The sequence below is a fragment of the Pseudomonas sp. B424 genome, assembly GCF_055408345.1.
Genome location: NZ_JBUZTL010000001.1, coordinates 484,865 through 509,194, shown reverse-complemented (window position 1 = coordinate 509,194; position 24,330 = coordinate 484,865). Strand labels below are relative to the sequence as shown.

The following is a 24,330-nucleotide window of genomic DNA, read 5'->3' as shown; positions in this document are numbered from 1 at the left end:
CACGCCGCTTGATGAGCGGCGAATGAGGAACACCATGAGCAACAAGACCAACGCATCCCTGATGAAACGCCGTGAAGCTGCTGTCCCGCGCGGTGTTGGCCAGATTCACCCGATCTTTGCCGAATCGGCGAAGAACGCCACCGTAACCGACGTGGAAGGTCGTGAATTTATCGACTTCGCGGGCGGTATCGCGGTACTGAACACCGGTCACCTGCACCCGAAAATCATTGCCGCCGTGCAAGAGCAACTGACCAAGCTGACCCACACCTGCTTTCAGGTTCTGGCTTACGAGCCTTACGTTGAGCTGTGCGAAAAGATCAACGCCAAGGTGCCAGGCAATTTCGATAAGAAAACCCTGCTGGTCACCACCGGTTCCGAAGCCGTTGAAAACGCCGTGAAAATCGCCCGAGCGGCCACCGGCCGTGCTGGCGTGATCGCTTTCACCGGCGCCTACCATGGTCGCACCATGATGACCCTGGGGCTGACCGGTAAAGTCGTTCCGTACTCGGCAGGCATGGGCCTGATGCCAGGCGGCATCTTCCGCGCCCTGTTCCCGTGCGAACTGCATGGCATCACGGCTGACGATTCCATCGCCAGCATTGAGCGCATCTTCAAGAACGACGCCGAGCCTAAAGACATTGCGGCAATCATCATCGAGCCGGTACAGGGCGAGGGCGGTTTCTACGTGGCGCCGAAGGCCTTTATGGCCCGCCTGCGCGAACTGTGTGACAAGCACGGCATCTTGCTGATCGCGGACGAAGTACAGACCGGCGCAGGCCGTACCGGTACTTTCTTTGCCATGGAACAGATGGGCGTGACTGCCGACCTGACCACCTTCGCTAAATCCATCGCTGGCGGCTTTCCGCTGGCCGGTGTGTGCGGCAAGGCCGAGTACATGGACGCCATTGCTCCAGGCGGCCTGGGTGGCACCTATGCCGGCAGCCCGATTGCTTGTGCGGCTGCGCTGGCAGTGCTTGAGGTGTTTGAAGAAGAGCACTTGCTGGATCGCTGCAAGCAAGTGGGCGAGCGTCTGGTCACTGGCCTCAAGGCCATCCAGGCCAAGTACCCGGTTATCGGTGACGTACGTGCCCTGGGCGCGATGATTGCGGTCGAGCTGTTCGAAGGCGGCGACTCGCACAAACCTAACGCCGCTGCAGTAGCCCAAGTGGTTGCCAAGGCACGTGATAAAGGTTTGATCCTGTTGTCGTGCGGCACTTACGGCAACGTACTGCGCGTGCTGGTTCCGTTGACCTCGCCGGACGAGCAACTGGACAAAGGCCTGGCCATCATCGAAGAGTGCTTCGCTGAACTGGCTTGAGCCACGCCCTTGAGGGTGTGAGCTGATATGCGAAAAAACCGCTTCGGCGGTTTTTTTGTGCCTGATGCATTTGTTTGAGTGTTTTTTCCTGTATCCGCGTACGGCCTTTGACTAAGGTGCAGGCATTGCGCGGGGAGCACACTGGATGACGGTTGTAGATTTAAAAGCGGTACCGAATGTATTGATTGCCGAGGCTGATCCCTGGACTCGGGACTTGCTCAAGCAAGTCGTGCTGACTGTACGTTGCGACGCTCAGCTGGATGTCTGTGGCGACGGCCAGCAGGCGTTCGCGCTGCTGGGTAAAAAACCTTATGGCCTGGTGATTGCCGACCGGGACTTGCCCGGCATAGGTGGCCTGGACCTGTTGCGCACGGTGCGCCAGCGCCGTGCCGTTCCGGCGCTGCCATTTATTCTGCTCAGCGAGCGCAGTGACAGCGCCAGTGTGCGCGAAGCCTTGCCTTTGGCGCCGACGGCTTACCTGACGACTCCGCTGGACATTGAAGGCCTGACTAAACGCCTCAAAGTGCTGTTGCTCGATGCAGGGCAAGAGGTGTCGTGTGATGTACCGGCACTGGCGCCCGGTACGACCCTTGCGCGTTTTCTGGAGCAGCACCGTGCATCTTCAGATGGCGCGCCGCTATTGGTGGATGCGCAATCGGCGCTCAAAGGCAGCCTCGGCCCTGACGGGCTTGACCTCGCACTGTTTGAGCAGGCCGTGCGTACCGATCCGCAAATCACGGCAGTACTGATTGCTGCGGCCAACAGCGCGGCCCAACACGGCGTCAGCCCGGCCCAGACCCTTGCACAGGCGTTGCAGCGCTTGGGGCCGGCCCAAGGCATGAATCTGGTGCTTGGGCTGACACTCAAGCGCAGTGCGCAGCTGAGCGATCCTTGCCTGGCAGATTGCGCCGAACGTTACTGGGCGTTGTCGCTGCGTGCGGCGGACTATGGCCACACGTTGGCGGGCATGCTGAATCTGGATCAAGAGCGCTGTTATTGCGCCGGGTTGCTGCACCGACTGGGTGATCTGGCCGTGTTGCGTTGCTTGCAGGAGTGGCAGCAGGCCGGTGGTGAGCTGGATACCCGGGCCATTGATGCGTCACTGGTCGAATTTGGCGCCGCCTACGGCTCGGCGTTACGCACTCGCTGGCGCTTGCCTTTGGAGTTGCGTGAGTTGATCGCGGCGATTTACCACTTGGGCGGCGGGGTGTATTCGCGGGAGTCGCTGGTCATGAACCTGGCGGCACAAGCGGCCGGCCTGGCACCTGAAGAAGGCGTAGACGCGCTGGCCAGCAGCAAAACGGCACGGTTGTTGAGGGTCGGGGTGTCAGAGTTGTCGCGGTTGCTCAAGACGGTATGACAGCGTCTGAAGCCCCTCACCCTGGCCCCCTCGAAGGAGAGGGCGGCCAGGGTGAGGGTTATTCCTAAACGGCCGCAGGACGCAGCGAGTAGGTTTTCAGCTGATGGGCAAACTCGCGCAGCGACTGAATCCCGCTGGCTTCTGCTTCATGTACCCATTCTTTGATCGCGGCCAGCATGTCGTGACCATTGGTGCTGGTCTTGACCCAGATCTGTTGCAGGGCCAGGCGTTTTTCGTAAATCACTTTCAGCGAGTGGCTGTGCTCCAGCATCGTTTCGATACGCTGGTGATGGCGCTCTTCCAGCAGGCTGGTTTCACGGGAAAGCAGGCGCTTGGCCCGGCGGAACTGGTGGCGCACCGAGTGATCGACCTTGGACAGCTCCTGCTGAACCAGCGGCGCGATGACCAGCTTGCGGTACTGGGCCATGATCTGGAAACGGTTGTTGAGGATCGCCATCGCGGTGTCCATGTCCAGATTGCCTTTGCCTTCCACCCGGTGGGCGATAGGCGCAACGCGCTGAACCTTGGCCAGACGTAAAAAGCTGAAGACTTTGATCCAGGCCCAACCCAAATCGAACTCCCACTTCTTGACCGACATCTTGGCCGAATTGGGGTAGGTGTGGTGGTTGTTGTGCAGCTCTTCACCGCCAATGATGATGCCCCACGGCACCAGATTGGTCGCGGCGTCGCGGCACTCAAAATTGCGATAACCCACCGCGTGGCCCAGACCGTTGACGACACCTGCCGCCCATACTGGAATCCACATCATCTGGATGGCCCAGATTGTCAGGCCGATGGCCCCGAAAAGCAGCAAGTCGATGACCAGCATCAGGCTGACACCCAGCATTTTGTAACGCGAATAAAGATTGCGCTCGATCCAGTCTTCGGGGCAATTTTTACCGTAGATACGCAATGTCTCAGGGTTCTGCGCTTCTTCGCGATACAGCTCTGCACCTTTTCGCAGAACGGTCGATAACCCTTTGATCACCGGGCTATGAGGGTCATCGACGGTTTCGCACTTGGCGTGGTGTTTGCGGTGGATGGCTGTCCACTCACGGGTGTTCTGCGCCGTGGTCAGCCACAGCCAGAAACGGAAAAAGTGTTTCAGGCCACCGTTGAGCTCCAGGGAGCGGTGGGCTGAGTAGCGGTGTAGATAAACCGTGACACCGATAATGGTCACGTGGGTCATCAACAGAGTGACTGCCACCAGTTGCCAGGCTGACAAGTCGAGAAAACCGTTGTACCACATAGGCTGTTTGGCCCTCGGGAAGATGAAAAAAACTGCAACATGCATTATCACCATGCAGCCAGATAAAACCAGTCGGCCTTTCAGATAAGAGTGCCTGGATGTTTCTTACACTATAATTCCCATTTTTTTGTAGGTGTTTTAACTTTCTTATGTCTGTTTCCTCTCGCGATGCCTTGCGTGCGGCCTTGTTGTACGGGTTGTTATCGGTTTTCTGGCTGCAAGTGACTGATCATTTATTGAGCAGTTATTTCGATGATTCAGCGCAGTTAGCGCATTGGCAGCGTGTAAATGGCTATGTATTTGCCCTTTTCAGCGCCGTAATAATTTTTTTCGCCCGTGGCCGTCTGCTCGGTTTTTTGGGCGCGGGTGCGGGACTGAAGCGTCAGCGTCAGGATCAAGAGCGCTTGCGTCAGGCCGCTGTAGTTTTTGATTGCACCCGCGAAGGTGTGCTGGTCAGCGACAGCCGCGGCGTGATCGTGCATGTGAATCGCGCCCTGGTTGAAATCACCGGTTACCCGGTCGAAGAGGTGCTGGGCCGCCGGCCGAACATGTTCAAGTCAGGGCGGCACGGGCCGGCTTTTTATGAGGCGATGTTCAAGTCGTTACAGCAAAGCGGCGATTGGCACGGCGAGATCTGGAACCGGCGTAAAAGCGGTGAGGTTTACCCGCAGTGGCAGACCGTGCGCGCGATCGCCGATGACAGCGGCCAGGTCAGTCACTATGTCGCGGTTTTCTCAGATATCTCCGCGATCAAAAACTCCCAGACCGAACTGGCGCGGCTGGTTCACCACGACCCGCTGACCGACCTGCCCAATCGCTTGTTGTTTACTGACCGCACCGAGCAGGCGCTGGCTTATTCGCAACGCCAGCAGTGCGGCTGCGCGTTACTGCTGATAGACCTCGATCATTTCAAAATCATCAATGACAGCCTTGGTCATAACGTGGGGGACCTGCTGCTCAAGGCGGTCGCCGATCGTTTGTACCGTGTGTTTGGCAAGGGCTTTACGGTGGCCAGGCTTGGAGGGGATGAGTTTGGCGTGCTGGTCGAGAGCTGCGCGCAAGTGAGCCAGGCCGCTGCCCTGGCGCAGCAGGTACTGGATGTCATGAAAGGCGCATTCAATGTCGACAAGCATCAGTTGTTTATCAGTGCCAGTATCGGTATCAGCGTGTTCCCCAGTGATGCATTGAATGCCGAACAATTGCTGCGCAATGCTGACTCGGCCCTGTTCAAGGCCAAAAGTGCCGGGCGGGAAGGTTACGCGTTGTACACCGAAGAGCTGACCGCCCATGCTCAGTACCGGATCGAGGTGGCCAGCGATTTGCGCCGTGCCCTGGAGCAGCAAGAGTTGCGGGTGTATTACCAGCCGGTACACGACCTGCAAACCAGTCGCCTGATTGGTGTTGAAGCGCTGGTGCGCTGGCAGCATCCGCTGCGGGGGCTGGTGTCTCCGGGGGAATTTATCCCGATCGCCGAACGTACCGGTCTTATTGCTGAAATCGATGCCTGGGTGCTGGAGCAAGCCTGTTGGCAGATGTGTCAGTGGCAAGCCTCTGGCGTGGAGTTGTCGTTCGTGGCGGTGAATATTTCCAGCCGACTGTTTGCTCGTCCTGAGTTGTACCGGCTGGTTTCAACGGTGCTGGCAGACACGGGGCTTAACCCGGCATTACTGGAGCTTGAAGTCACCGAAAGCGCCGTGATGGACAACTCGCAAGTCGCACTGGAGCAAATGCACCGCCTGCGGGCGCTGGGCTTGCGCCTGGCCATTGATGACTTTGGAACCGGGTTTTCATCGCTGTTGCGGCTTAAGCAAATGCCCGTGCAGAAGCTGAAAATCGATCAGGGATTTGTGGCGGGCTTGCCCGAGGACAATGACGATGTGGCGATTGTGCGGGCGGTCATCGCGCTCGCTCAAAGCATGGGCCTGCAGGTACATGCCGAAGGGATAGAGCAGGTCGAGCAGGCGCAGTTCCTGCTCGACTTCAACTGCAACCTGGGTCAGGGCTACTGGTTCGGGCGTCCGATGCCTGCCAAGGAGCTGGACTGGCAGCGGGCCCCCGTGATTCGCGCCTGAGCCGCGGCTCAGTTTTTCTCGGGCGGCAGGGTCGGCAGCGCGCGCAGGGCTGCTTCGTACCACTCGGTGTTAAATGCGCGGTCTTCTTCGAGGATCGCGTCAATTTCCACGGCCAGTACGTGGGCCATCATCTGCAGGATGTCGTCGCGCTCGTAGCCCACCAGGGTCAGCTTGTTGAACGTGGCTTTGGCAGCAGGCGGGTTGTCGCTTTCGATCTGGTTTTCAATGGCCTGAATCAGCGTGGACTCGGCGAACTCTTCTTCTTCGTTATCGATATCAACTGGCTCGCTCATGGCAGGCTCCTTAAGTAAAGGCAGGCAGTCTAACTGTATTCAGCCGGGTGATGCTGCTGGCCAGCTCAGTCGTGAAGCTCTATAACAGGCACAGCCAACCCCAACACGGCCTGGAGGCTTTGTAATGCTCAAGCTTTATGGATTTGCAGTCAGCAACTACTACAACATGGTCAAACTGGCGCTGCTGGAGAAGGGTGTACCTTTTGACGAGGTGCCGTTTTTTGCCGGCCAAACCCCTGAGGCGCTAGCCGTCAGCCCGCGCGGCAAAGTCCCGGTTCTGGGCGTTGATCAAGGCTTTATCAACGAAACCAGCGTGATCCTGGAATACATCGAACAGACCCAGCCAGGCCCGAAACTGCTGCCGGTTGATCCGTTCGAGCGCGCGCAAGTGCTGGCGCTGGCCAAAGAAATCGAGCTGTATATCGAATTGCCTGCCCGAGCTTGCTACGCCGAAGCATTTTTCGGCATGCCTGTGCCGGACGCGATCAAGGCCAAAGCCCGTACCGAGTTGCTGGAAGGCATGGCCTCGTTGGGTCGCCACGGCAAGTTCGCACCCTATGTGGCAGGCGAAACGCTGAGCGTTGCGGATATTTACTTCGTCTTCAGCGTCAACCTGGCTTGTGCCGTAGGGCACAAGCTATTCGGTCTGGACCTGCTGGCTGACATGCCGGATGCCAGAGCGCTGCTGGAGCGGCTGGAGCAAAACCCGCATGTGCAGAAAATTGCCGCCGACAAGGAAGCGGCCATGCCGCAGTTTCTGGCCTGGATCAGCAGCAAGAAATAACCGGCGCACTGGCGCTGGATAAAAAACGGGCACCCTTGGGTGCCCGTTTTTGATGGTGCTCGCGGGGCTTAACGGCTGGCCAGCAACGCCTTGCCGCGAACCACTGCCGCTTTCACCTGTGCCGGCGCGGTGCCGCCGATGTGATCACGGGCATTGACCGAACCTTCCAGCGTCAGCACGGCAAACACATCTTCTTCGATCTGATCGCTGAACTGGCGCAGTTCTTCGAGGCTCATCTCAGCCAGGTCCTTGCCCGTCTCTACGCCGTATTTCACGGCATGGCCGACGATTTCGTGGCAATCACGGAACGGCAGGCCACGGCGTACCAGGTAGTCCGCCAGGTCGGTGGCGGTCGAGAAACCGCGCAGTGCCGCTTCACGCATGATCGCGTGCTTGGGCTTGATCGCCGGGATCATGTCGGCAAATGCGCGCAACGAATCGCGCAGCGTGTCGGCGGCATCGAACAACGGCTCTTTGTCTTCCTGGTTGTCCTTGTTGTAAGCCAGTGGCTGGCCTTTCATCAGGGTCAGCAGGCCCATCAGTGCGCCGAACACACGGCCACTTTTGCCACGTACCAGCTCTGGCACGTCGGGGTTTTTCTTTTGCGGCATGATCGAGCTGCCGGTGCAGAAGCGGTCCGGCAAGTCGATGAACTGGAATTGCGCACTGGTCCACAGCACCAGCTCTTCGGAGAAGCGCGACAAGTGCATCATCGCAATGCTGGCGGCTGCGCAGAATTCGATGGCGAAATCGCGATCAGACACGTTGTCCAGCGAGTTGCCGCCCACGGCGTCAAAACCCAGCAATTGAGCCGTGAATTCGCGGTCGATCGGGTAGGTGGTGCCAGCCAGTGCTGCGCTGCCCAACGGCATGCGGTTGGTGCGCTTGCGGCAGTCTACGAGGCGCTCGTAGTCGCGGCTGAGCATTTCGAACCAGGCCAGCATGTGGTGACCGAAAGTCACTGGCTGGGCGGTTTGCAGGTGCGTAAAGCCGGGCATGATGGTCTCGGCTTCGCGCTCGGCTTGCTCCAGCAGGCCTTTTTGCAGGCGGGTGATTTCGGCCAGGATTACGTCAATTTCGTCACGCAGCCACAGGCGGATATCGGTGGCCACCTGGTCATTACGGCTGCGCCCGGTGTGCAGCTTTTTGCCGGTCACGCCGATGCGGTCAGTCAGACGCGCCTCGATGTTCATGTGCACGTCTTCCAGATCGATGCGCCAGTCAAACGTGCCGGCTTCGATTTCGCTCTGGATGGATTTCAGGCCTTCGATGATGCTGTCGCGTTCGGCATCGGTCAGCACGCCGACCTTGGCCAGCATGGTGGCGTGAGCCACGGAGCCCATGATGTCGTGACGATAAAGGCGCTGGTCGAAAGTGACGGAGGCGGTGAAACGCGCAACGAAGGCGTCGACGGGTTCACTGAAGCGGCCGCCCCAGGACTGATTGGTCTTGTCGGTGCTCATGGATTCGCTCGTAATCGGCTGAGGGGGAGTTACACAAAAAGTTACCGCGGATCATAACAGGGTTGCCAATCATGGCGTTGACGCAGCTCGGCAGGTTTTAGTGTGAAGTGCGGTATAAACAAATTTCCGAAACGAAATGTATCGTTTGAATACTTTCGTCTTGGCAACCGTCTACAGTTGGTCGTATGGATCAGTCATAGCAGGTCTTTGTAGATTGCCAGACGTATCCGGTATTAAATCGAGAAACGGATACAGGTGAATTTTGCTGTGCGGCTTGCGGCACTTTTTGGCCTCCGCGCTAGTCTTAGCGTGGATCGCCGTGACAGTCGTCACTTCACTTGTCTACGCTATCCTTGTGCGAGACTCACGCAGGAATACAGCGCTATATGAATGTCCTGATCGTTGATGACGAAACCCTGGCCCGCGAGCATTTGAGCCATTTGCTCAGCACGCTTGGGGGCTATACGTTACTGGAGCCTGGCGCCACGAATGGCGAAGAGGCATTAACCCTGATCGAAAGCTTGAAGCCGGATGTCGTTTTGCTCGATATCCGCTTGCCGGGCCTCGACGGGTTGCAGGTTGCGGCCAAATTATGCGAACGCGAGCTACCTCCGTCGGTAGTGTTTTGCGTGGCGCCTGACGAGTTTTCCGTACAGGCCTTGCAAGAAAGCGGCGTCAGCTATGTGCTCAAACCTGTCAGTGCCGGGGATCTGAGCGCCGCCTTGAAAGAGGCCCACCGGCCCAACCGCATCCAGCTGGCCGCGCTCACCCGCCCGGCTGCGCAAACGGGCAGTGGCCCGCGCAGCCATATCAGTGCCAGAACCCGCAAAGGCATTGAGCTGATCCCCATCGACCAGGTGATTTACTTCATTGCTGACCATAAATACGTGACCTTGCGTCACGCGGGCGGCGAAGTCTTGCTCGATGAACCCCTCAAGGCCCTTGAAGACGAGTTCGGTGACCGCTTTGTGCGTATTCACCGAAATGCGTTGGTGGCACGTGATCGGATCGAGCGTCTGCAACGCACGCCGCTGGGGCATTTCCAGCTGTTCCTTCGGGGGCTTAACGGTGATGCATTGATCGTGAGTCGCCGGCATGTGGCGGGTGTGCGCAAGATGATGCAGCAGCTGTAAAAGGCGCAGGCGCGCCGTTTTGGGCCAGGGAGGCCGAGGACTTTCTGATACAAGTCAAAGCTGCTTTGGCTGAGCTGTTATTATCAGCCGTATCTTTTCAGTACGGATTGATCCATGTCCTCTCGCGAAATCCGCATCGCTACCCGTAAAAGCGCCCTGGCTCTGTGGCAGGCCGAATACGTCAAAGCCCGTTTGGAACAGGCTCACCCAGGTCTTGTGGTGACGCTGGTGCCCATGGTCAGCCGTGGCGACAAGCTGCTGGACTCGCCACTGTCGAAAATCGGCGGCAAGGGTCTGTTCGTCAAGGAGCTGGAAACCGCTCTGCTCGAAAACGAAGCCGACATCGCTGTGCACTCCATGAAAGACGTACCGATGGACTTCCCTGAAGGCCTGGGTCTGTTCTGCATTTGCGAGCGCGAAGATCCGCGCGATGCTTTTGTCTCCAATACCTTTGCCAGCCTCGACGATCTGCCCCGGGGCAGCATTGTCGGCACGTCAAGCCTGCGCCGCCAGGCCCAGCTACTGACTCGCCGCCCGGATCTGGAGATCCGTTTTCTGCGTGGCAACGTCAACACTCGCCTGGCCAAGCTCGATGCCGGTGAGTACGACGCCATTATCCTGGCTGCGGCGGGCCTGATCCGTCTCGGTTTTGAAGACCGCATCACCTCGGCGATCAGCATCGAAGACAGCTTGCCGGCGGGCGGCCAAGGTGCCGTGGGCATCGAATGCCGCAGCGTAGACACCGAAATTCATGCCCTGCTGGCGCCGTTGCACCATGCGGATACTGCCGTGCGCGTCACCGCCGAGCGGGCCTTGAACAAACATCTGAACGGTGGCTGCCAGGTCCCGATTGCCTGCTATGCCGTACTGGAAGGCGAGCAAATCTGGTTGCGCGGCCTGGTGGGGGAACCCAGTGGTGGCCTGTTGCTGAGTGCCCAGGCTCGCGGACCACAAAGTGCGGCTGCCGCGCTGGGCGTGCAGGTTGCCGAAGACCTGCTGGCTCAAGGCGCTGGCGCTATCTTGCAAGCCGTTTATGGTGAGGCAGGACACGAGTGACACGCTGGCGCCTGTTGTTGACCCGGCCCGCTGAAGAGTCGGCGGCGCTTGCGAACGAGCTGTCCGGGGCCGGGATTTTCAGCAGCAGCTTGCCGCTACTGGCGATCCAGCCGTTGGTGTTGACTGACGCACAGCGGGAGCCGATCGCCCATCTTGAGCGATATTGCGCCGTGATTGTGGTCAGCAAGCCCGCGGCACGCCTGGCTTTGGCTCTGGTCAGCCAATACTGGCCGCAAATGCCTGCCCAGAAGTGGTTCAGTGTCGGGGCCGCCACGGCGCAGATTCTCGCCGACTACGGTCTTGATGTTAGCTACCCTCAATGCGGGGATGACAGCGAGGCCTTGTTGGCAATGCCGGTGTTTGAACAGGCGATTCAGGGGGCTGAGCCCAAGGTCCTGATCTTGCGTGGCGAGGGTGGTCGGGAGATGCTGGCCTCACGCCTTCGCGGTATGGGGGCGCAGGTAGACTACCTTGAACTCTATCGTCGCGAGCTGCCCTCGTACCCGGCGGCGATCCTGCCTCAGCGTGTGCAAGCGGAACGCCTGAACGCTCTGGTGGTCAGCAGTGGGCAGGGTTTTGAACATTTACGCCAATTGGCAGGCGATGCCTGGCCCCAGTTGGCCCGTTTACCGTTGTTTGTTCCAAGCCCTCGGGTTGCTGAGATAGCACGAAGCGCCGGGGCACAAAACGTTGTGGATTGTCGTGGCGCGAGCGCCACGGCCTTGCTGGCGGCGCTGCGGGAGCATCCCGCACCTGCTTTTTAATGCAAAGGATGGATTCGTGAGCGAAACAGTCTTGTCCAAAGAACACGTACAGCCCGCGCCAGAAGCGCCGGCTAAAAAGCCTGACCCTGCGCCGCAGGGTCGTGGCAATGGCCTGGCCGTAGTCGCCCTGTTGCTGGGCGCTGCCGGTGTCGCTGTCGGTGGCTGGAGTGTGTGGCAGATGCGCACTCTGCAAACCACCACCGAACAGCAGTTAAGCGACGTGCCAGCCCTGGCCGCGCAAACGCTGTCGATCAAGCAGGGCGAGCAACAACTGCTGGCTCGCCTCAATCAATTGCCCTCTGCCAGCGAACTGGATAATCAGCGCCAGTTGGTCGTGCAACTGCAAGGCGATCAGCAGCGTCTGAACCAGCGCCTCGAAACCGTACTGGGCGAAAGCCGTAAAGACTGGCGTTTGGCCGAGGCCGAGCACTTGCTGCGTTTGGCGACCTTGCGCTTGTCGGCGCTGCAGGACATCACCAGCGCCCAGGCGCTGGTGCAGGGTGCCGATGCCATTTTGCGTGAGCAAAACGACCCGGGCGCTTTCGCCGCACGCGAGCAGCTGGCTAAAAGCCTGACGGCACTGCGCAGCGTTGAGCAGCCGGATCGCACCGGCCTGTTCCTGCAATTGGCGGCTTTGCGTGATCAGGTCGCACAACTCAATGCCCTGGCCCCTGCCTATCAGAATCAAGGCGATTCATTGTCGAGCCTGACGGCAGACGGCGATGGCGCGAGCCGCTGGTCGCAGTGGTGGGACGAGATCTCGCACTACATCCGCATTGACTTCAATGCAGACAAAAATGTGCGCCCACTGCTGGCAGGCCAAAGCCTGACTCAAGTTCGCCTGGCCTTGAGCCTGGCGCTGGAGCAAGCACAATGGGCGGCCCTCAATGGCCAGGAGCCGGTTTACATCCAGGCCTTGGCGCAGGCGCAAGAAGTGCTCAAGGGCAACTTCAACGCGGATAACCCGCAGAGTAAAAAAATCCTCGAGCAAGTGGTTGAGCTGAGTAAGCAACCGGTCACGGTCAAAACGCCGGATCTCGCGGCTACTCTGAGCGCGGTACAGGCTTACCTTGAGCGTCGGCATGTCCGTGCCGACGAGCCGGGCAAAGCGGCGGCCAGCCCTGCCCAGGAGGCTCTTCCATGAAGCGTTTCTATGTGATTGTGTTTTTGTTGATTGCAGCTGCGGCCTGCATCGGCCTGGCAATCGCTGAAGATGCGGGCTACGTGCTGGTGGCCTATAAAAACTTCCGCTATGAATCCAGCGTATGGGCAACCCTCGCGCTGCTGGCGGTTCTGTGGTTGCTTCTCTGGGGGATCAAGCTGCTGGTGGAGCTGGTTACGGCCTCTACCGGGCTGGTGAATCCATGGTCGCGCCGCAATCGCAGCCGTCGGGTGCAGCTTGCCATCGAGCAAGGCCAGATGGACCTCGCTGAGGGCCGCTGGGCCAGCGCCCAAAAACATTTGGCCCGTGCTGCCGAAGCCGAGCCTCAGCCGTTGCTCTTCTATCTGGGGGCTGCACGTGCGGCCAACGAGCAAGGGCGTTACGAAGAAAGCGACAACCTGCTTGAGCGTGCGCTGGAGCGTCAGCCCCAAGCCGAACTGGCCATTGCCCTGAGCCATGCCCAGTTGCAGGTTGACCGCGCCGACACTGATGGGGCGCTGGTGACCTTGCAAGCCATGCACGAGCGCCATCCGCATAACGTTCAAGTACTGCGCCAGTTGCAGCGCTTGCACCAGCAGCGGGGCGACTGGACGGCTCTGATTCGCTTGCTGCCCGAGTTGCGCAAAGACAAGGTATTACCGGCCAAGGAGCTCGCAGAACTGGAACATCGGGCCTGGGGTCAAAATCTGACCCTAGCTGCGCATCGCGAAGCAGAGGGCGAGGCGGGGTTGCAATCACTTCAGCGTGCCTGGCAACAGCTCACCTCGGCCCAGCGTCAGGAGCCTGCGCTGGTTCTGGCCTACGCCGAGCAATTGCGTCAGTTGGGCGCGCAAGCCGAAGCCGAAGAGGTCCTGCGTGGAGCGCTCAAGCGCAACTACGACAGCCACCTCGTGCGGCTCTATGGCTTGCTGCGCGGCAGCGATCCGGTGAAGCAGTTGCAGACGGCTGAGGGCTGGCTCAAAGCCCACTCCGGTGACGCGAGCTTGCTGTTGACCCTGGGGCGTCTGTGCCTGCAGAACAGTTTGTGGGGCAAAGCCCGGGACTATTTTGAAAGCAGCCTGAAGGTTGAGCGCAACCCTGAAACCTGTGCAGAGCTGGCGCGACTGCTGGCTCAACTGGGCGATACGGAACGTAGCAATCAACTGTTTCAGGAAGGTTTGAATCTGCTGGATGAGCGCTTGCTGGCCCTGCCTTTGCCGGCGACAGCCACGAGCCTTTAAGCGGCCTGAGCGGGCAGCCGGGCGTGTGTCCCTACATACGTCTGGTTGTTTCAGTCAGCCGTTTTATTGGGTGCGGGTCACTGTGTCCTACGTGATTAGGGCTCAATGCTTCAGTCTTCTGTCGGTAATTCCCTGATTCCTTCAAGATTTATCCGCTTAGGGGCACCTTGAAAGGGCCAATGGCTTTCATCTACCGTAACCAGCTGTCTCTTTTGTTACGGAAAAGCCATGTTCTTGGCAGGCTCACGTTTCGTTTTCTTTTTAGCCTTTCTTGCAGGCACCCTGGTGATGGGCGGCGCTCTTTACCTTCAGTACGGGTCCGGGCTCAAGCCTTGTTCCTTATGCCTGGTGCAGCGCTTTTTCTTGCTGGGTTTCTGTCTCGTCAATCTGGTGGCTTATGTGCATGGCCCGCAGCGTTTAGGTCTGCGGTGCTATTCAATTGCATCCACGTTGTTGGCGCTTGGGGGGGCGGCGAGCGCCTTGCGACAGATGAAACTGCAACTGCTGCCGCCTGAACAACTGATGTTTTGCCAGCCAGATCTGACGTGTACCTGGCACGATCTGACGCCTGCTGAGCTCTTTTCAATGATTTATCAGGGCGGCGAAGACTGCACGCATATTCACTGGAGCGTGTTTGACTTGAGCGCTCCCGAACTCAGCTTGCTGGCCTTTATCGGCCTGCTTGTGTTGAGCATCTTCCAGATTTTTCGCACAGTCCATGGCGATAAATTACCCCCTGGCTGCGACGCGGTGTAGCAGTCGGGATTAAACGCTTGTATGAACTTTCTCTCGTGCGTACCTTGAAGCAGTTGCCGCGCGGGCATAATCTGGCCCGCACGTATTACTGGAGTTATGCCGCCCAATGCCGGTGCAGCCGCGCAGGTTTTGGTTCTCATAGGCCCGGCTAAAGTCGGGTGGCATGGGCCCACAAGGGAAGAGAGATCATCATGCTCGAAAGATGCGAGAGTGCTCAGGAACGTTTCAACGGCGTCCACCAGCTGGTTGATCGCTGGTTGCATGAGCGCCGTAAACTTGTGAAGGCTTATGCTGCTTTGATTGAGCAGCAAAATAACCCCAAGCGTGGACCGCAAAAAGAGTTTTGCCAGATCCTGGTCGACTACGTTTCTGCAGGTCATTTCGAAATTTACGAGCAGCTCAATCAGGAGGCCAAAGCCTTCAACGATGAGCGCGGGTTAGCATTGGCAGAGACCATCTACCCGAGAATCAGCGTGATTACTGAAGCCGCTCTGGCCTTCAATGATCATTGCGACGGTAAAGCCCATCGCCCTGACTGTGACAAGCTCGCAGAAGAAATCAAGATCCTGGGGGCTCTGCTTGACGAGCGCTTTGAGCTTGAAGACTGCTTGATCGAAGTGCTGCACAGTGCGCACAAACAGAAAGAAGCTGCTCAGGCTTAACCTGTAGTCGAGTCAAAAAAAGGTACGCCACGGCGTACCTTTTTTCGTTCCGGGCAGGTCATTTTTTGACAGACAGCAGCTCGACTTCAAATACCAGCGGTGTGTAGGGCGCAATCAAATCCCCCGCGCCCTCTGCCCCGTAAGCCTGGCTGGAAGGGAGCGCCAGCCGCCACTTCGCCCCGACTGGCATCTGCACCAGTGCACTGCGCCAGCCCGCGATCACGCTGTCCAGGCGTAACCATTGCGGCTGGGTGCTTTGGTCGAAGACCGTACCGTCAGGCAGGCGGCCCACATAGTTCACGTATACCCAATCCTGTGCGCCGGGCTTTGCCCCCGTGCCGGGCTTGAGCTCGGTGAGGATGATGCCGTTGTCCAGTTCTCGCGCCCGGGGCTGCTGTTTTTCTTTGAGCAAAAAATCTCGTTCGGCGCCAAGTGCCACGTCACTGCGGGACGGGTTTTGCGCGTTGTCCGCCCGGGCCTGATGCTCGGTCAGAATCTGCTCGATGCGCTCATCACTCAGTGCCAGCGGCTTGCCTTGATAGGCCGTGCTCAGACCCTCGAGCAATGCCTTGATCTGTAACTGTGGAACCTCTTCGCGCAAGCGCTCACCCAGGCTGGCACCCAGGCTGTAAGCAAGGTCGTGGGCGGTATCGGGGCTTGGGGGCGGGGCAGCATGGGCCCAGGGCGCCAGGCACAACAAGGACAAAAAGAGGTAACGCGGCATGGGAGCTCTCCGGCCTGAGGTGCGGGGGATTATGCCAGCGCCCGGGCGTGCGCCGATGATTAAATTCGGGGTTTGAAAGACGTTGGAGCGCCCGCGGAATTTATAGGGTTTGGCGGTTAAAGATTGATCCAGCACAAGTTTTTAGACGACATGCAACCGGCAGCTATCCTTAGTGTCAACATGACCTAGCGGCGGTAGTTGCAGAGGTCTAGTATGAGCCGCACTCACTTCAGCCAGGAGGTAAACCATGTCGGCCAATAAGAAGCCCGTAAATACGCCGTTGCACTTGCTCCAGCAACTCTCAGGCAGCCTGCTTGAGCATTTGGAAAACGCTTGCTCCCAAGCGTTGGCTGATGCTGAGAAACTGCTCGCCAAACTTGAAAAGCAGCGTGGCAAAGCCCAGGAAAAACTGCACAAGGCTCGCGCCAAATTGCAGGATGCCGCTAACGCCGGCAAATCCAAGGCTCAGACCAAAGCCAAGGCTGTCGTCAAAGAGCTTGAGCAACTGCTCGACTCACTCAAAGACCGTCAGACTGAAACGCGCACTTATATCCTGCAACTCAAGCGCGACGCTCAAGAAAGCCTGAAGCTGGCCCAAGGTATTGGCCGGGTCAAAGAAGCAGTGGGCAAGGCGTTGTCATCCCGTGACACCAAGCCTGCGGCAAGCGCAAAAAAACCTGCGGCCAAAACAGCTGCCAAGGCCCCCGTCAAGGCACCGGCAGCCGCTTCCGCCAAGCCCGCCGCCAAAGTCGCTGCGCCAAAACCGGCAGCAGCCCGCACGGCAAAACCTGCAGCGGCGAAAACCGCAACAGCCAAACCGGCCGCCAAGCCCGTAGCGGCCAAAACAGCAGCCGCAAAACCTGCCGCCAGGCCCGCAGCAGCCAAACCGGCCGCGGCCAAGGCGCCGGCTAAACCTGCGGTAAAAGCTGCAGCCAAGCCTGCAGCTAAAACGGCATCTGCCAAACCGGCAGCCAAGCCTGTCGCAGCGAAACCTGCGGTCAGGGCGGCAGCCAAGCCGGCTGCAAAACCTGCCGTTAAAAAGCCAGTGGCGGCCAAACCAGCCGTTGCCAAGCCTGCTGCTGCGGCGCCCGCCAAGCCAGTTGTTACGCCTTCAGCGGCCACACCGTCTGCTGCCCCTGCGCTTACCGCAACAAACTCGGCTACCACCCCTGGCAGCGCTTCCTAAGCATGGTTGATTGCGACGCGCAGCGGGTGCAGCGCGTCGCAATCAGGGTGGCCGGCATCGCTCGCCACCCTCTGCAGCCAATCGCACGTGTCTTGCGGTTGAGCTGTCGGCCAGCCCAGGGTCACTGACTCCAGGCGCCGCAGTAACGTCCTCTCTGCTTCCAGTTCCAATGACTTGATCTGCGCGCGCAGCGCTGCCAGCGCATCATCGTGCGCGGCCGCTTTGCGCCAGTCCGTGCGCAGCTGCCGCAACGGTTGCACGACCTCGCGTTGCCAGGGCCCGGCACAGGCGTTCAATTGCCCAAGACGAGATTCGTCACAGGCCACAGCCCGCTCTTCCAGCCAGGCTGCGCACAGCAGCAGGCACACATCCAGGCCCTGGCCTTGCAAGTGCAGGCATGCCTGCTCCACTCCGGGGCGGGCATAGAGGTTCAAACAGTAATTCCACAGGTCAGTCTGCATAGTGCAATTCGCGCCAGTTGAGAGGGAAGCTGGTAGACTCCGCCGCCATTATGATCCGACTTCTGAACCTGACTTTACAGCGTGGCCCGCAACGTCTGCTAGAAGACGCCGAGCTGATCCTGCACGCCGGCCACAAAGCCGGTCTGGTCGGCGCCAATGGCGCCGGTAAATCCACCTTGTTCGCCTTGTTGCTGGGTGAGTTGACGCCTGATTCCGGGGATTGTCTGCTCCCGGCCGACTGGCGGATTGCCCATATGCGGCAGGAAATCGACACCCTCGACCGCATCGCGATCGACTACGTGCTCGATGGCGACCTGCGCTTGCGCCAAGTGCAAGCTGACCTGGCCAGGGCCGAGGCTGACGAGGATGGCGCCGCTCAGGCGCGCCTGCACTCTGAGCTGGATAGCGCCGACGGTTATACCGCCGATGCGCGGGCTCGCAAAATGCTCGCCGGGCTGGGATTCACCAACGAACAAATGGACCGTCCGGTTGCCGACTTCTCCGGTGGCTGGCGGATGCGCCTTAACCTGGCGCAGGCCTTGATGTGTCCATCGGACCTGTTGTTGCTCGATGAACCGACCAACCACCTGGATCTCGACGCCATCCTGTGGCTGGAAGACTTTCTCAAGAACTACCCCGGCACCTTGCTGCTGATTTCCCACGACAGGGATTTCCTCGACGCAGTGGTCGACAATATCGCCCACGTAGACCAGCGCAAAATCACCCTCTACCGCGGTGGTTACAGCGCGTTCGAGCGTGCCCGTGCCGAGCGTCTGGCCCAGCAGCAACAAGCCTACGAGAAGCAGCAGGCGCAACGTGCGCACATGGAAAGCTACATCGCCCGCTTCAAGGCCCAGGCCACCAAGGCACGTCAGGCCCAGAGCCGGATCAAGGCCCTGGAGCGCATGGAAGAACTGAGCGCGGCCCATGTGGATTCGCCGTTCGACTTCGTATTTCGCGAGGCGGTCAAGCTCTCCAGCCCGCTGCTCGATTTGTCCGATGCACGCCTGGGCTATGGCGACAAAACCATCCTGGAGAAGGTCAAGCTGCAGCTGGTTCCGGGGGCCCGTATCGGCTTGCTCGGGCCCAACGGCGCAGGTAAATCGACCCTTATCAAGAACCTTGCAGGCGAGCTTGAGCCGCTGTCGGGCCGCTTGGCCCGTGGCGAAAATCTGGTGGTGGGCTACTTTGCCCAGCACCAACTCGACTCGCTGGACTCCAAAGCCAGCCCGTTGCTGCACATGCAGCGTCTGGCACCGGCTGAGCGTGAGCAAACCCTGCGTGACTTCCTCGGTGGTTTCGACTTCCGCGGTGCACGCATCGACGAGCCGGTACTGAATTTCTCCGGTGGCGAAAAAGCCCGCCTGGCGTTGGCGCTGATCGCCTGGGGCCGGCCAAACCTGCTGCTGCTCGACGAACCGACCAACCACCTCGATCTCGAAATGCGTCTGGCACTGACCATGGCGCTGCAAGAGTTCAGCGGTGCGGTCCTGGTGGTGTCTCACGATCGGCATTTGCTCAAAAGCACCACGGATGAATTTCTGCTGGTGGCCGACGGCAAGGTGCAGGAATTCGATGGTGACCTCGAAGACTATGCGCGCTGGCTGGCGGACTACCGTTTGCGCAACGCGCCGGCGAGCAACACGCCGGTCAACCCTGACAAGACCGATAAAAAGGCTCAGCGTCAGGCTGCTGCTGCGTTGCGCCAGCAACTGGCACCGCACAAGCGTGAAGCCGACAAACTCGAAAGCGAGCTGGGCAAGGTCAACGAAAAACTGGCCAAAATCGAAACCAGCCTGGGCGACAGTGCGGTTTACGAGGCCGCCCGCAAAGACGAGCTGCGTGATTTGCTGGCTGAACAGGCCAAGCTCAAAGTGCTGGAAGGCCAGCTGGAGGAGCGCTGGATGGAATCCTTGGAGCTGCTTGAGTCCATGCAGGCGGAACTGGAAGCCCTGTCCTGATGGAAGCCTTGCACTTGCCCTTGCCGGCGGAACTGATCGCACCCCTGTGGATCGGTTTGCAGATTCTGCTGATTCTGCTGGCCGGCTATTTCTCGCAGCGCGTTGTGGCGCGTTTCCTCACGCGTCTGGGCGAGCGTTATCCTTTTCCGCCGCAGCTGATGATGCCGCTGCGGGGCGGTTTGCGCTGGTTCATCATGGGCAGCGCAGTGATTGTCGTGCTGGAACGCCTTGGCGTCTCGGCCACCGTGTTGTGGACAGCGCTCTCGGGATTTGTGGCGGTGGCGGCGATTGCCTTCTTCGCCATGTGGAGCGTGCTCTCCAACCTGCTTTGCGCGGTACTGATCTTCACGGTGGGCCCGTTTCGCATCGGCGACGTGGTGGAGCTGCTCGACACCCTCGACAAGCCGGGCGTCAAAGGCCGGGTCGTGGCCATCAATCTGCTTTACACCACCCTGATCGAGCCCGCAGAAGCTGGCAGCGGCAGCAGCATGGTGCAAGTCCCCAACAGCCTGTTCTTCCAGCGCTCGGTACGCCGTTGGCGCGAAAGTGACATGTAACCCCCCGCCATCTCTTGTAACCGCGGCCCAAGGTTGCGACGGGTTGCGATTGAAGGCCCGGTGGCCCTGATCGCAGCCTTGGGCCGCGGCCACAGAAATCAGTAGTCAATTTTCAGCCAGCGCATTAGCTTAAAGGACTTGTTACAGCATTTGTCCGAGGTGTGCGATGTCGTTGGAAACGTGGTTGGCCTTCTTTGCTGCCTGTTGGGTTATCAGCCTGTCCCCCGGCGCGGGCGCGATTGCCTCGATGTCATGCGGGCTGCAATACGGCTTCTGGCGCGGTTACTGGAACGCCCTCGGCCTGCAACTGGGCCTGGCGCTGCAAATCGCGATTGTCGCCGCCGGTGTCGGCGCAGTGCTCGCCGCCTCGTCCACCGCTTTCTATGCCATCAAATGGTTCGGCGTGGCCTACCTGATCTACCTCGCCGTCAAACAATGGCGTGCCCTGCCAGCAGACCTCAGCGATGACGCTGCCGTGCGCCCCATAGGCAAGCCGCTGGCGCTGGTATTTCGTGGTTTCCTGGTCAACGTCAGCAACCCCAAGGCGCTGGTTTTCATGCTCGCCGTGCTGCCCCAGTTTGTAGACCCCAATGCGCCGCTGGTATCCCAATACCTGACGCTGGGCGTCACCATGATCTGCGTCGACCTGATTGTCATGGCCGGTTATACCGGGTTGGCGTCCAGGGTCTTGCGTTTGCTGCGCACCCCCAAACAACAGCGGCGCATGAACCGCACCTTTGCCGGCCTGTTTTTGGGCGCTGCGGGTTTTCTGGCGACATTGCACCGCGCTACCACCTAAAAATCTTGAGTCGCGGTCATTGGAAGTGAACAATGTGTTACTTCTCATTTCCATCCGGATTTATTAATGACCGCCCGCTCGCGTTTTTTTGCCTGGTTGATGTTGCCAGTGCTCGCGTTGTGCAGCCTTGCTGTGTCTGCCAACTCCCCGGAAGGCGCCTCACAAGCGCTGCATCTGATCGACTACATCGGCGCGGACTACCCGCCTACTGTTGAAGACGGCAAGGTCATCGATGAAACCGAGTACCGCGAGCAACTGGAGTTTCTGACCGTACTCAAGGGCTTGATCGCAGGCCTGCCAGAGCGCCCTGAACGTGCCGAGCTGACCCAAGGCGTGAATGCCTTGCAAGCCGCCATCGAACAACGCGAAGAAGGCGCCGCCGTGGCCCGTGAAGCGCGGCAGCTGGGGGCCCGGCTGGCTGTGGCCTACGAGGTCAGCCAGGCGCCTGTGATTACCCCCGACCCGACCCGCGGTGCGCCGTTGTACGCCCAGCACTGCTCGGTATGCCACGGTGAAACCGGCGCCGGTGATGGCCCTGCCAGTGTCGGCATGACGCCGCCTCCGGCTAACCTGCGCGATGTGCAGCGTCTGGACCGTCTGAGCCTCTACGCGATCTACAACACCTTGGGCCTGGGTGTCGAAGGCACTGACATGCCTTCGTTTGCCGATCAACTGGACGAGCGTCAGCGCTGGGACCTGGCCACCTATATCGCAGGCTTGAGCGCCGATCCGGCGGCGGCCAAGGCGGACAAAACCTACAACCTGGCGGACCTGGCCCGTCAAACCCCGAATGAAGTGCTGGCGGCCGAAGGCCCCGAGGCGACCGCGACCTTCCGTGCCCAGCGGGCGCAACCGCCACAGGTCAAACGCGGCCCGGCGCAGTTGCTCGACTACACCAGCGCCACTCTGGACAAGAGCCTCGCGGCCTACCGCGCCGGCGATCGTGAGCAGGCCTACGACCTGTCGGTAGCAGCTTATCTGGAAGGCTTTGAGCTGGTCGAAAGCTCCCTGGATAACGTCGACGCCAATGTGCGTAAAAACACCGAAAAAGCCCTGATGGCTTATCGACAATCGTTGCAGGACGGCTTGCCGATCGAGCAAGTCGAGCAGCGGCTGGGCACCGCCAAAGCCTTGCTCAAAGAGTCAGCCGGGCTGCTGGGCAGCGATGGTTTGAGCTGGACCTTGAGCTATGTCTCGGGTTTGCTGATTTTGCTGCGCGAAGGTCTGGAAGCGATTCTGGTCCTGGCCGCGATCCTCGCCTTTTTGCGCAACACCGGCCAGCAGTCGGCGGTGCGCAGCGTCAACATTGGCTGGGGGCTGGCCTTGGTTGCAGGGCTCGCGACCTGGGGGCTGGCCGCCTATGTAATCGACGTCAGCGGCGCTCAGCGCGAGCTGCTTGAAGGTTGCACGGCATTGTTCGCCAGCGTCATGGTGCTGTGGTTGGGCGTGTGGATGCACGACCGCCGCCATGCTGCTGCGTGGCAGGACTACATCAAAAGCAGCCTGGTCGGCGGCGGCGGGCGTTTTGGTTTTGCGATCCTGGCGTTTTTCTCGGTGTACCGCGAGTTGTTCGAAGTGATCCTGTTCTACGAAACCCTGTGGCTGCAAGCGGGCCCGGCCGGGCACAACGCCGTGCTGGCGGGTGGCGCCACGGCGCTGGTGCTGCTGATGGGGTTGGCGTGGATCATCCTGCGTGGCTCGGCCAAGTTGCCATTGGCGCTGTTCTTCGGCATCAACGCGGCACTGTTGTGTGCGCTGTCGGTGGTATTCGCCGGGCATGGTGTGAAAGCGCTGCAGGAAGCCGGTATTTTCGGTACGCGGCCGGTGGCGTTCTTCGACTTCGACTGGCTGGGCATCCACGCCGATGCGTACTCGCTGAGTGCGCAGGCAGTCGCCATTTTGGCGATTGTCGTGCTGTACAGCCGCAGCAAACTGGCGGAAAAACGCCGGGTGCAGGCTTCGTAAGCATTGAAGCATTTCTGGTAAGCCGCATACTCCCCGTGTGGCTTGCCAGCGGTTAAAACTATCCCTCACGACTAGTTTAATCCGTATATTTGTTGCGCTAATGCAGGTGTGTTTGTTCACCTTGGTAAGGGATTGAACGCCACACCAGGGCTTAGAAAGTCGATGTGGTAACCCGTCGAACCATCGCCTAATGCAACATGCACTCCGCTAATGCCTTCGTTCATTTGAGCGTTGATACGATAATCAATAAACGGTGCTATAGCTTTATTCACCCCGACTGCAAATTCTGTTAGCTTTAATCCCCGAGCACCTGCCGCACAGTTCAATAATTCTTTGTGTTCTGTATCGTTGACACGGAATGAGATGAGGATATTGTTTTCTACCGCCAACAGTGCGGTGTGTTGTGCAACATCATGGGTGAGTTTTTCCAGGGCTATCTTTAGTGCTATATCTGTTGTTGTGGGGGGCTTTCTAAGTACGGTAAGAATACCAGAGATTGTCAGGTGTCCAGTGAACTGGAATGGGCAAGGTGCATGTATATTCATGTGGGCATAGTGCACTTCAAAGAACTCAGCTATTGAGTGTATAAAATCATTGCTTATATCTTCTTCTATCATGGCGTACGGGGTGGCTTGCTCTGAAATAGTGACGCGAGCCTGAGAATTGCACCCATCCAAATTGAACTGCCTACAGGTATCAAGTTGCGTCAAGACAAGCCGCTGTTTTTGGAGTGCATCGTCAAAGTCACTCTTCAGGATAAGGTCCAGCCCATAGAGTGCACTCTTAACGGATGCTTCGAAAACGTAGACCGCACAAAAAACACTTCTTTTGGCAGGGGTCTGCTTCGCAATTTCGAAGGTGCGTCTAGCGGCTTCATTGCAAAAGGCAAAGACGAGACTTTGTGCTGGGAGATACTCTATTTCATTAAGCGATTGTGTATTGAAGCCTTGAGCAGTACACCTTTGAAGGAAAATATTATTGTCGGAGACGATCCACGAGTTTTTTAAGTTGAAAGGAAAGTTGTTGGCAGGCACAGGCATACCCTCCAAGGGAAAGTGGGCGCCAATTAATATTCTTTCTTTGTCTTGGCGCTCACGTGCATATATTGCTCACTCAATCTGGCTGGTAAGCCCAGGCAAGTGGAGCCCATCCGAAGTTATCCGGGTCGGATGTGGTTCGGTTTAATTTTGGTTTCGATAGAGTCAAGTTAGTCATTATTTGTCCTCGCTGCGTATGGTATGAAGTGTATGTTTGATGCCTGAGCGCTTCAGGAAGTTGGTATGTTAGGGCTAATGGCCGGCAGGCTGAAGTGATATTTATTGTATTTTTATATTGATTTTCTATGCTGTGTTCATTCTTTAGTCAGTTCGGAAATTAGTGTAGGC

Annotated in this window: 22 protein-coding genes and 1 pseudogene; 17 read left to right on the top strand and 6 right to left on the bottom strand. The window is 58.8% G+C overall.

The window, feature by feature from the left end:
* Positions 1–34: 34 nt before the first annotated feature.
* Complete coding sequence (gene gabT / locus ACZRMS_RS02170; RefSeq protein WP_463993912.1) at positions 35–1,318, top strand: 4-aminobutyrate--2-oxoglutarate transaminase; 1,284 nt, start codon at positions 35–37, stop codon at positions 1,316–1,318.
* 145 nt (positions 1,319–1,463) lie between these two features.
* The gene (locus tag ACZRMS_RS02165; protein ID WP_463993911.1) at positions 1,464–2,678 is read left to right on the top strand and encodes an HDOD domain-containing protein; all 1,215 of its coding nucleotides are present in this window, start codon (positions 1,464–1,466) and stop codon (positions 2,676–2,678) included.
* Positions 2,679–2,742: 64 nt separating this feature from the next.
* Here the strand turns inward: ACZRMS_RS02165 and desA are convergent, their stop codons facing one another.
* Positions 2,743–3,927, bottom strand: coding sequence for a delta-9 fatty acid desaturase DesA (desA, locus tag ACZRMS_RS02160; protein WP_048360652.1), 1,185 nt, complete (start codon positions 3,925–3,927; stop codon positions 2,743–2,745).
* A gap of 149 nt (positions 3,928–4,076) precedes the next feature.
* On the opposite strand from desA, the gene dibA reads away from it, so the two are divergent.
* Entirely contained in the window at positions 4,077–5,999 is a 1,923-nt protein-coding gene (dibA, locus tag ACZRMS_RS02155; protein WP_463993910.1) for a phosphodiesterase DibA, read from the top strand.
* An 8-nt stretch (positions 6,000–6,007) separates the two neighbouring features.
* On the opposite strand, the gene ACZRMS_RS02150 is transcribed toward dibA, so the two are convergent.
* The gene (locus ACZRMS_RS02150) at positions 6,008–6,292 is read right to left on the bottom strand and encodes a hypothetical protein (protein WP_048360602.1); all 285 of its coding nucleotides are present in this window, start codon (positions 6,290–6,292) and stop codon (positions 6,008–6,010) included.
* Positions 6,293–6,416: 124 nt separating this feature from the next.
* On the opposite strand from ACZRMS_RS02150, the gene ACZRMS_RS02145 reads away from it, so the two are divergent.
* Entirely contained in the window at positions 6,417–7,076 is a 660-nt protein-coding gene (locus ACZRMS_RS02145; protein WP_463993909.1) for a glutathione S-transferase family protein, read from the top strand.
* Positions 7,077–7,144: 68 nt separating this feature from the next.
* On the opposite strand, the gene argH is transcribed toward ACZRMS_RS02145, so the two are convergent.
* Positions 7,145–8,539: an argininosuccinate lyase gene (gene argH, locus ACZRMS_RS02140; protein WP_463993908.1), complete on the bottom strand. Its 1,395-nt coding sequence runs from the start codon at positions 8,537–8,539 to the stop codon at positions 7,145–7,147.
* A gap of 258 nt (positions 8,540–8,797) precedes the next feature.
* Here argH and ACZRMS_RS02135 point away from each other — a divergent pair.
* From ACZRMS_RS02135 to rsd, 8 genes and pseudogenes are all read left to right on the top strand, one after another.
* Positions 8,798–8,929, top strand: a pseudogene (locus ACZRMS_RS02135) (sensor histidine kinase); the annotation flags it as partial.
* On the top strand, positions 8,926–9,672 hold the full coding sequence (locus tag ACZRMS_RS02130; protein ID WP_463993907.1) for a LytR/AlgR family response regulator transcription factor: 747 nt from the start codon (positions 8,926–8,928) through the stop codon (positions 9,670–9,672). The pseudogene ACZRMS_RS02135 and the gene ACZRMS_RS02130, both read left to right, overlap by 4 nt.
* A gap of 114 nt (positions 9,673–9,786) precedes the next feature.
* The gene (gene hemC / locus ACZRMS_RS02125) at positions 9,787–10,728 is read left to right on the top strand and encodes a hydroxymethylbilane synthase (RefSeq protein ID WP_463993906.1); all 942 of its coding nucleotides are present in this window, start codon (positions 9,787–9,789) and stop codon (positions 10,726–10,728) included.
* Positions 10,725–11,492, top strand: a complete 768-nt coding sequence (locus ACZRMS_RS02120) for a uroporphyrinogen-III synthase (protein WP_463993905.1) — start codon at positions 10,725–10,727, stop codon at positions 11,490–11,492. Before hemC ends, ACZRMS_RS02120 begins: the two co-directional genes overlap by 4 nt.
* Positions 11,493–11,508: 16 nt before the next feature.
* Positions 11,509–12,636, top strand: a complete 1,128-nt coding sequence (locus ACZRMS_RS02115; RefSeq protein ID WP_463993904.1) for a uroporphyrinogen-III C-methyltransferase — start codon at positions 11,509–11,511, stop codon at positions 12,634–12,636.
* Positions 12,633–13,874, top strand: a complete 1,242-nt coding sequence (locus ACZRMS_RS02110; RefSeq protein WP_463993903.1) for a heme biosynthesis HemY N-terminal domain-containing protein — start codon at positions 12,633–12,635, stop codon at positions 13,872–13,874. The genes ACZRMS_RS02115 and ACZRMS_RS02110 overlap by 4 nt, the downstream gene beginning before the upstream one ends.
* A gap of 228 nt (positions 13,875–14,102) precedes the next feature.
* On the top strand, positions 14,103–14,630 hold the full coding sequence (locus ACZRMS_RS02105) for a disulfide bond formation protein B (protein ID WP_463993902.1): 528 nt from the start codon (positions 14,103–14,105) through the stop codon (positions 14,628–14,630).
* Positions 14,631–14,821: 191 nt separating this feature from the next.
* Positions 14,822–15,292 carry a sigma D regulator gene (rsd, locus tag ACZRMS_RS02100; protein ID WP_463993951.1) on the top strand — a complete coding sequence of 157 codons (471 nt, stop codon included), beginning with the start codon at positions 14,822–14,824 and terminating at the stop codon, positions 15,290–15,292.
* 58 nt (positions 15,293–15,350) lie between these two features.
* On the opposite strand, the gene ACZRMS_RS02095 is transcribed toward rsd, so the two are convergent.
* Positions 15,351–16,016: an FKBP-type peptidyl-prolyl cis-trans isomerase gene (locus tag ACZRMS_RS02095; protein WP_463993901.1), complete on the bottom strand. Its 666-nt coding sequence runs from the start codon at positions 16,014–16,016 to the stop codon at positions 15,351–15,353.
* Positions 16,017–16,263: 247 nt separating this feature from the next.
* On the opposite strand from ACZRMS_RS02095, the gene ACZRMS_RS02090 reads away from it, so the two are divergent.
* Positions 16,264–17,202, top strand: a complete 939-nt coding sequence (locus ACZRMS_RS02090) for an AlgP family protein (protein WP_463993900.1) — start codon at positions 16,264–16,266, stop codon at positions 17,200–17,202.
* On the opposite strand, the gene ACZRMS_RS02085 is transcribed toward ACZRMS_RS02090, so the two are convergent.
* A complete protein-coding gene (locus ACZRMS_RS02085) occupies positions 17,199–17,663 on the bottom strand; it encodes a TIGR02444 family protein (RefSeq protein WP_463993899.1) in 465 nt (154 codons plus the stop codon). The genes ACZRMS_RS02090 and ACZRMS_RS02085 overlap by 4 nt on opposite strands.
* Positions 17,664–17,713: 50 nt before the next feature.
* Between ACZRMS_RS02085 and abc-f the strand changes: the two genes are divergently transcribed.
* From abc-f to ACZRMS_RS02065, 4 genes are all read left to right on the top strand, one after another.
* A complete protein-coding gene (abc-f, locus tag ACZRMS_RS02080) occupies positions 17,714–19,624 on the top strand; it encodes a ribosomal protection-like ABC-F family protein (RefSeq protein ID WP_463993898.1) in 1,911 nt (636 codons plus the stop codon).
* Positions 19,624–20,181, top strand: a complete 558-nt coding sequence (locus ACZRMS_RS02075; protein WP_463993897.1) for a mechanosensitive ion channel domain-containing protein — start codon at positions 19,624–19,626, stop codon at positions 20,179–20,181. The genes abc-f and ACZRMS_RS02075 overlap by 1 nt, the downstream gene beginning before the upstream one ends.
* A gap of 166 nt (positions 20,182–20,347) precedes the next feature.
* Entirely contained in the window at positions 20,348–20,980 is a 633-nt protein-coding gene (locus ACZRMS_RS02070; RefSeq protein ID WP_463993896.1) for a LysE family transporter, read from the top strand.
* A 66-nt stretch (positions 20,981–21,046) separates the two neighbouring features.
* A complete protein-coding gene (locus ACZRMS_RS02065) occupies positions 21,047–22,945 on the top strand; it encodes an FTR1 family protein (protein ID WP_463993895.1) in 1,899 nt (632 codons plus the stop codon).
* A 116-nt stretch (positions 22,946–23,061) separates the two neighbouring features.
* Here the strand turns inward: ACZRMS_RS02065 and ACZRMS_RS02060 are convergent, their stop codons facing one another.
* Positions 23,062–23,979: a hypothetical protein gene (locus ACZRMS_RS02060; RefSeq protein ID WP_463993894.1), complete on the bottom strand. Its 918-nt coding sequence runs from the start codon at positions 23,977–23,979 to the stop codon at positions 23,062–23,064.
* Positions 23,980–24,330 lie beyond the last annotated feature (351 nt).

What these genes read in the sequence shown, in the direction of transcription:
- ACZRMS_RS02085 (WP_463993899.1), bottom strand. Translation starts at nt 17,663, where the DNA reads ATGCAGACTGACCTGTGGAATTACTGTTTGAACCTCTATGCCCGCCCC.
- ACZRMS_RS02095 (WP_463993901.1), bottom strand. Translation starts at nt 16,016, where the DNA reads ATGCCGCGTTACCTCTTTTTGTCCTTGTTGTGCCTGGCGCCCTGGGCC.
- rsd (WP_463993951.1), top strand. Translation starts at nt 14,822, where the DNA reads ATGCTCGAAAGATGCGAGAGTGCTCAGGAACGTTTCAACGGCGTCCAC.
- ACZRMS_RS02105 (WP_463993902.1), top strand. Translation starts at nt 14,103, where the DNA reads ATGTTCTTGGCAGGCTCACGTTTCGTTTTCTTTTTAGCCTTTCTTGCA.
- ACZRMS_RS02165 (WP_463993911.1), top strand. Translation starts at nt 1,464, where the DNA reads ATGACGGTTGTAGATTTAAAAGCGGTACCGAATGTATTGATTGCCGAG.
- gabT (WP_463993912.1), top strand. Translation starts at nt 35, where the DNA reads ATGAGCAACAAGACCAACGCATCCCTGATGAAACGCCGTGAAGCTGCT.
- ACZRMS_RS02070 (WP_463993896.1), top strand. Translation starts at nt 20,348, where the DNA reads ATGTCGTTGGAAACGTGGTTGGCCTTCTTTGCTGCCTGTTGGGTTATC.
- argH (WP_463993908.1), bottom strand. Translation starts at nt 8,539, where the DNA reads ATGAGCACCGACAAGACCAATCAGTCCTGGGGCGGCCGCTTCAGTGAA.
- hemC (WP_463993906.1), top strand. Translation starts at nt 9,787, where the DNA reads ATGTCCTCTCGCGAAATCCGCATCGCTACCCGTAAAAGCGCCCTGGCT.
- ACZRMS_RS02130 (WP_463993907.1), top strand. Translation starts at nt 8,926, where the DNA reads ATGAATGTCCTGATCGTTGATGACGAAACCCTGGCCCGCGAGCATTTG.
- desA (WP_048360652.1), bottom strand. Translation starts at nt 3,927, where the DNA reads ATGTGGTACAACGGTTTTCTCGACTTGTCAGCCTGGCAACTGGTGGCA.
- ACZRMS_RS02150 (WP_048360602.1), bottom strand. Translation starts at nt 6,292, where the DNA reads ATGAGCGAGCCAGTTGATATCGATAACGAAGAAGAAGAGTTCGCCGAG.
- ACZRMS_RS02090 (WP_463993900.1), top strand. Translation starts at nt 16,264, where the DNA reads ATGTCGGCCAATAAGAAGCCCGTAAATACGCCGTTGCACTTGCTCCAG.
- ACZRMS_RS02110 (WP_463993903.1), top strand. Translation starts at nt 12,633, where the DNA reads ATGAAGCGTTTCTATGTGATTGTGTTTTTGTTGATTGCAGCTGCGGCC.
- ACZRMS_RS02075 (WP_463993897.1), top strand. Translation starts at nt 19,624, where the DNA reads ATGGAAGCCTTGCACTTGCCCTTGCCGGCGGAACTGATCGCACCCCTG.
- abc-f (WP_463993898.1), top strand. Translation starts at nt 17,714, where the DNA reads ATGATCCGACTTCTGAACCTGACTTTACAGCGTGGCCCGCAACGTCTG.
- dibA (WP_463993910.1), top strand. Translation starts at nt 4,077, where the DNA reads ATGTCTGTTTCCTCTCGCGATGCCTTGCGTGCGGCCTTGTTGTACGGG.
- ACZRMS_RS02065 (WP_463993895.1), top strand. Translation starts at nt 21,047, where the DNA reads ATGACCGCCCGCTCGCGTTTTTTTGCCTGGTTGATGTTGCCAGTGCTC.
- ACZRMS_RS02145 (WP_463993909.1), top strand. Translation starts at nt 6,417, where the DNA reads ATGCTCAAGCTTTATGGATTTGCAGTCAGCAACTACTACAACATGGTC.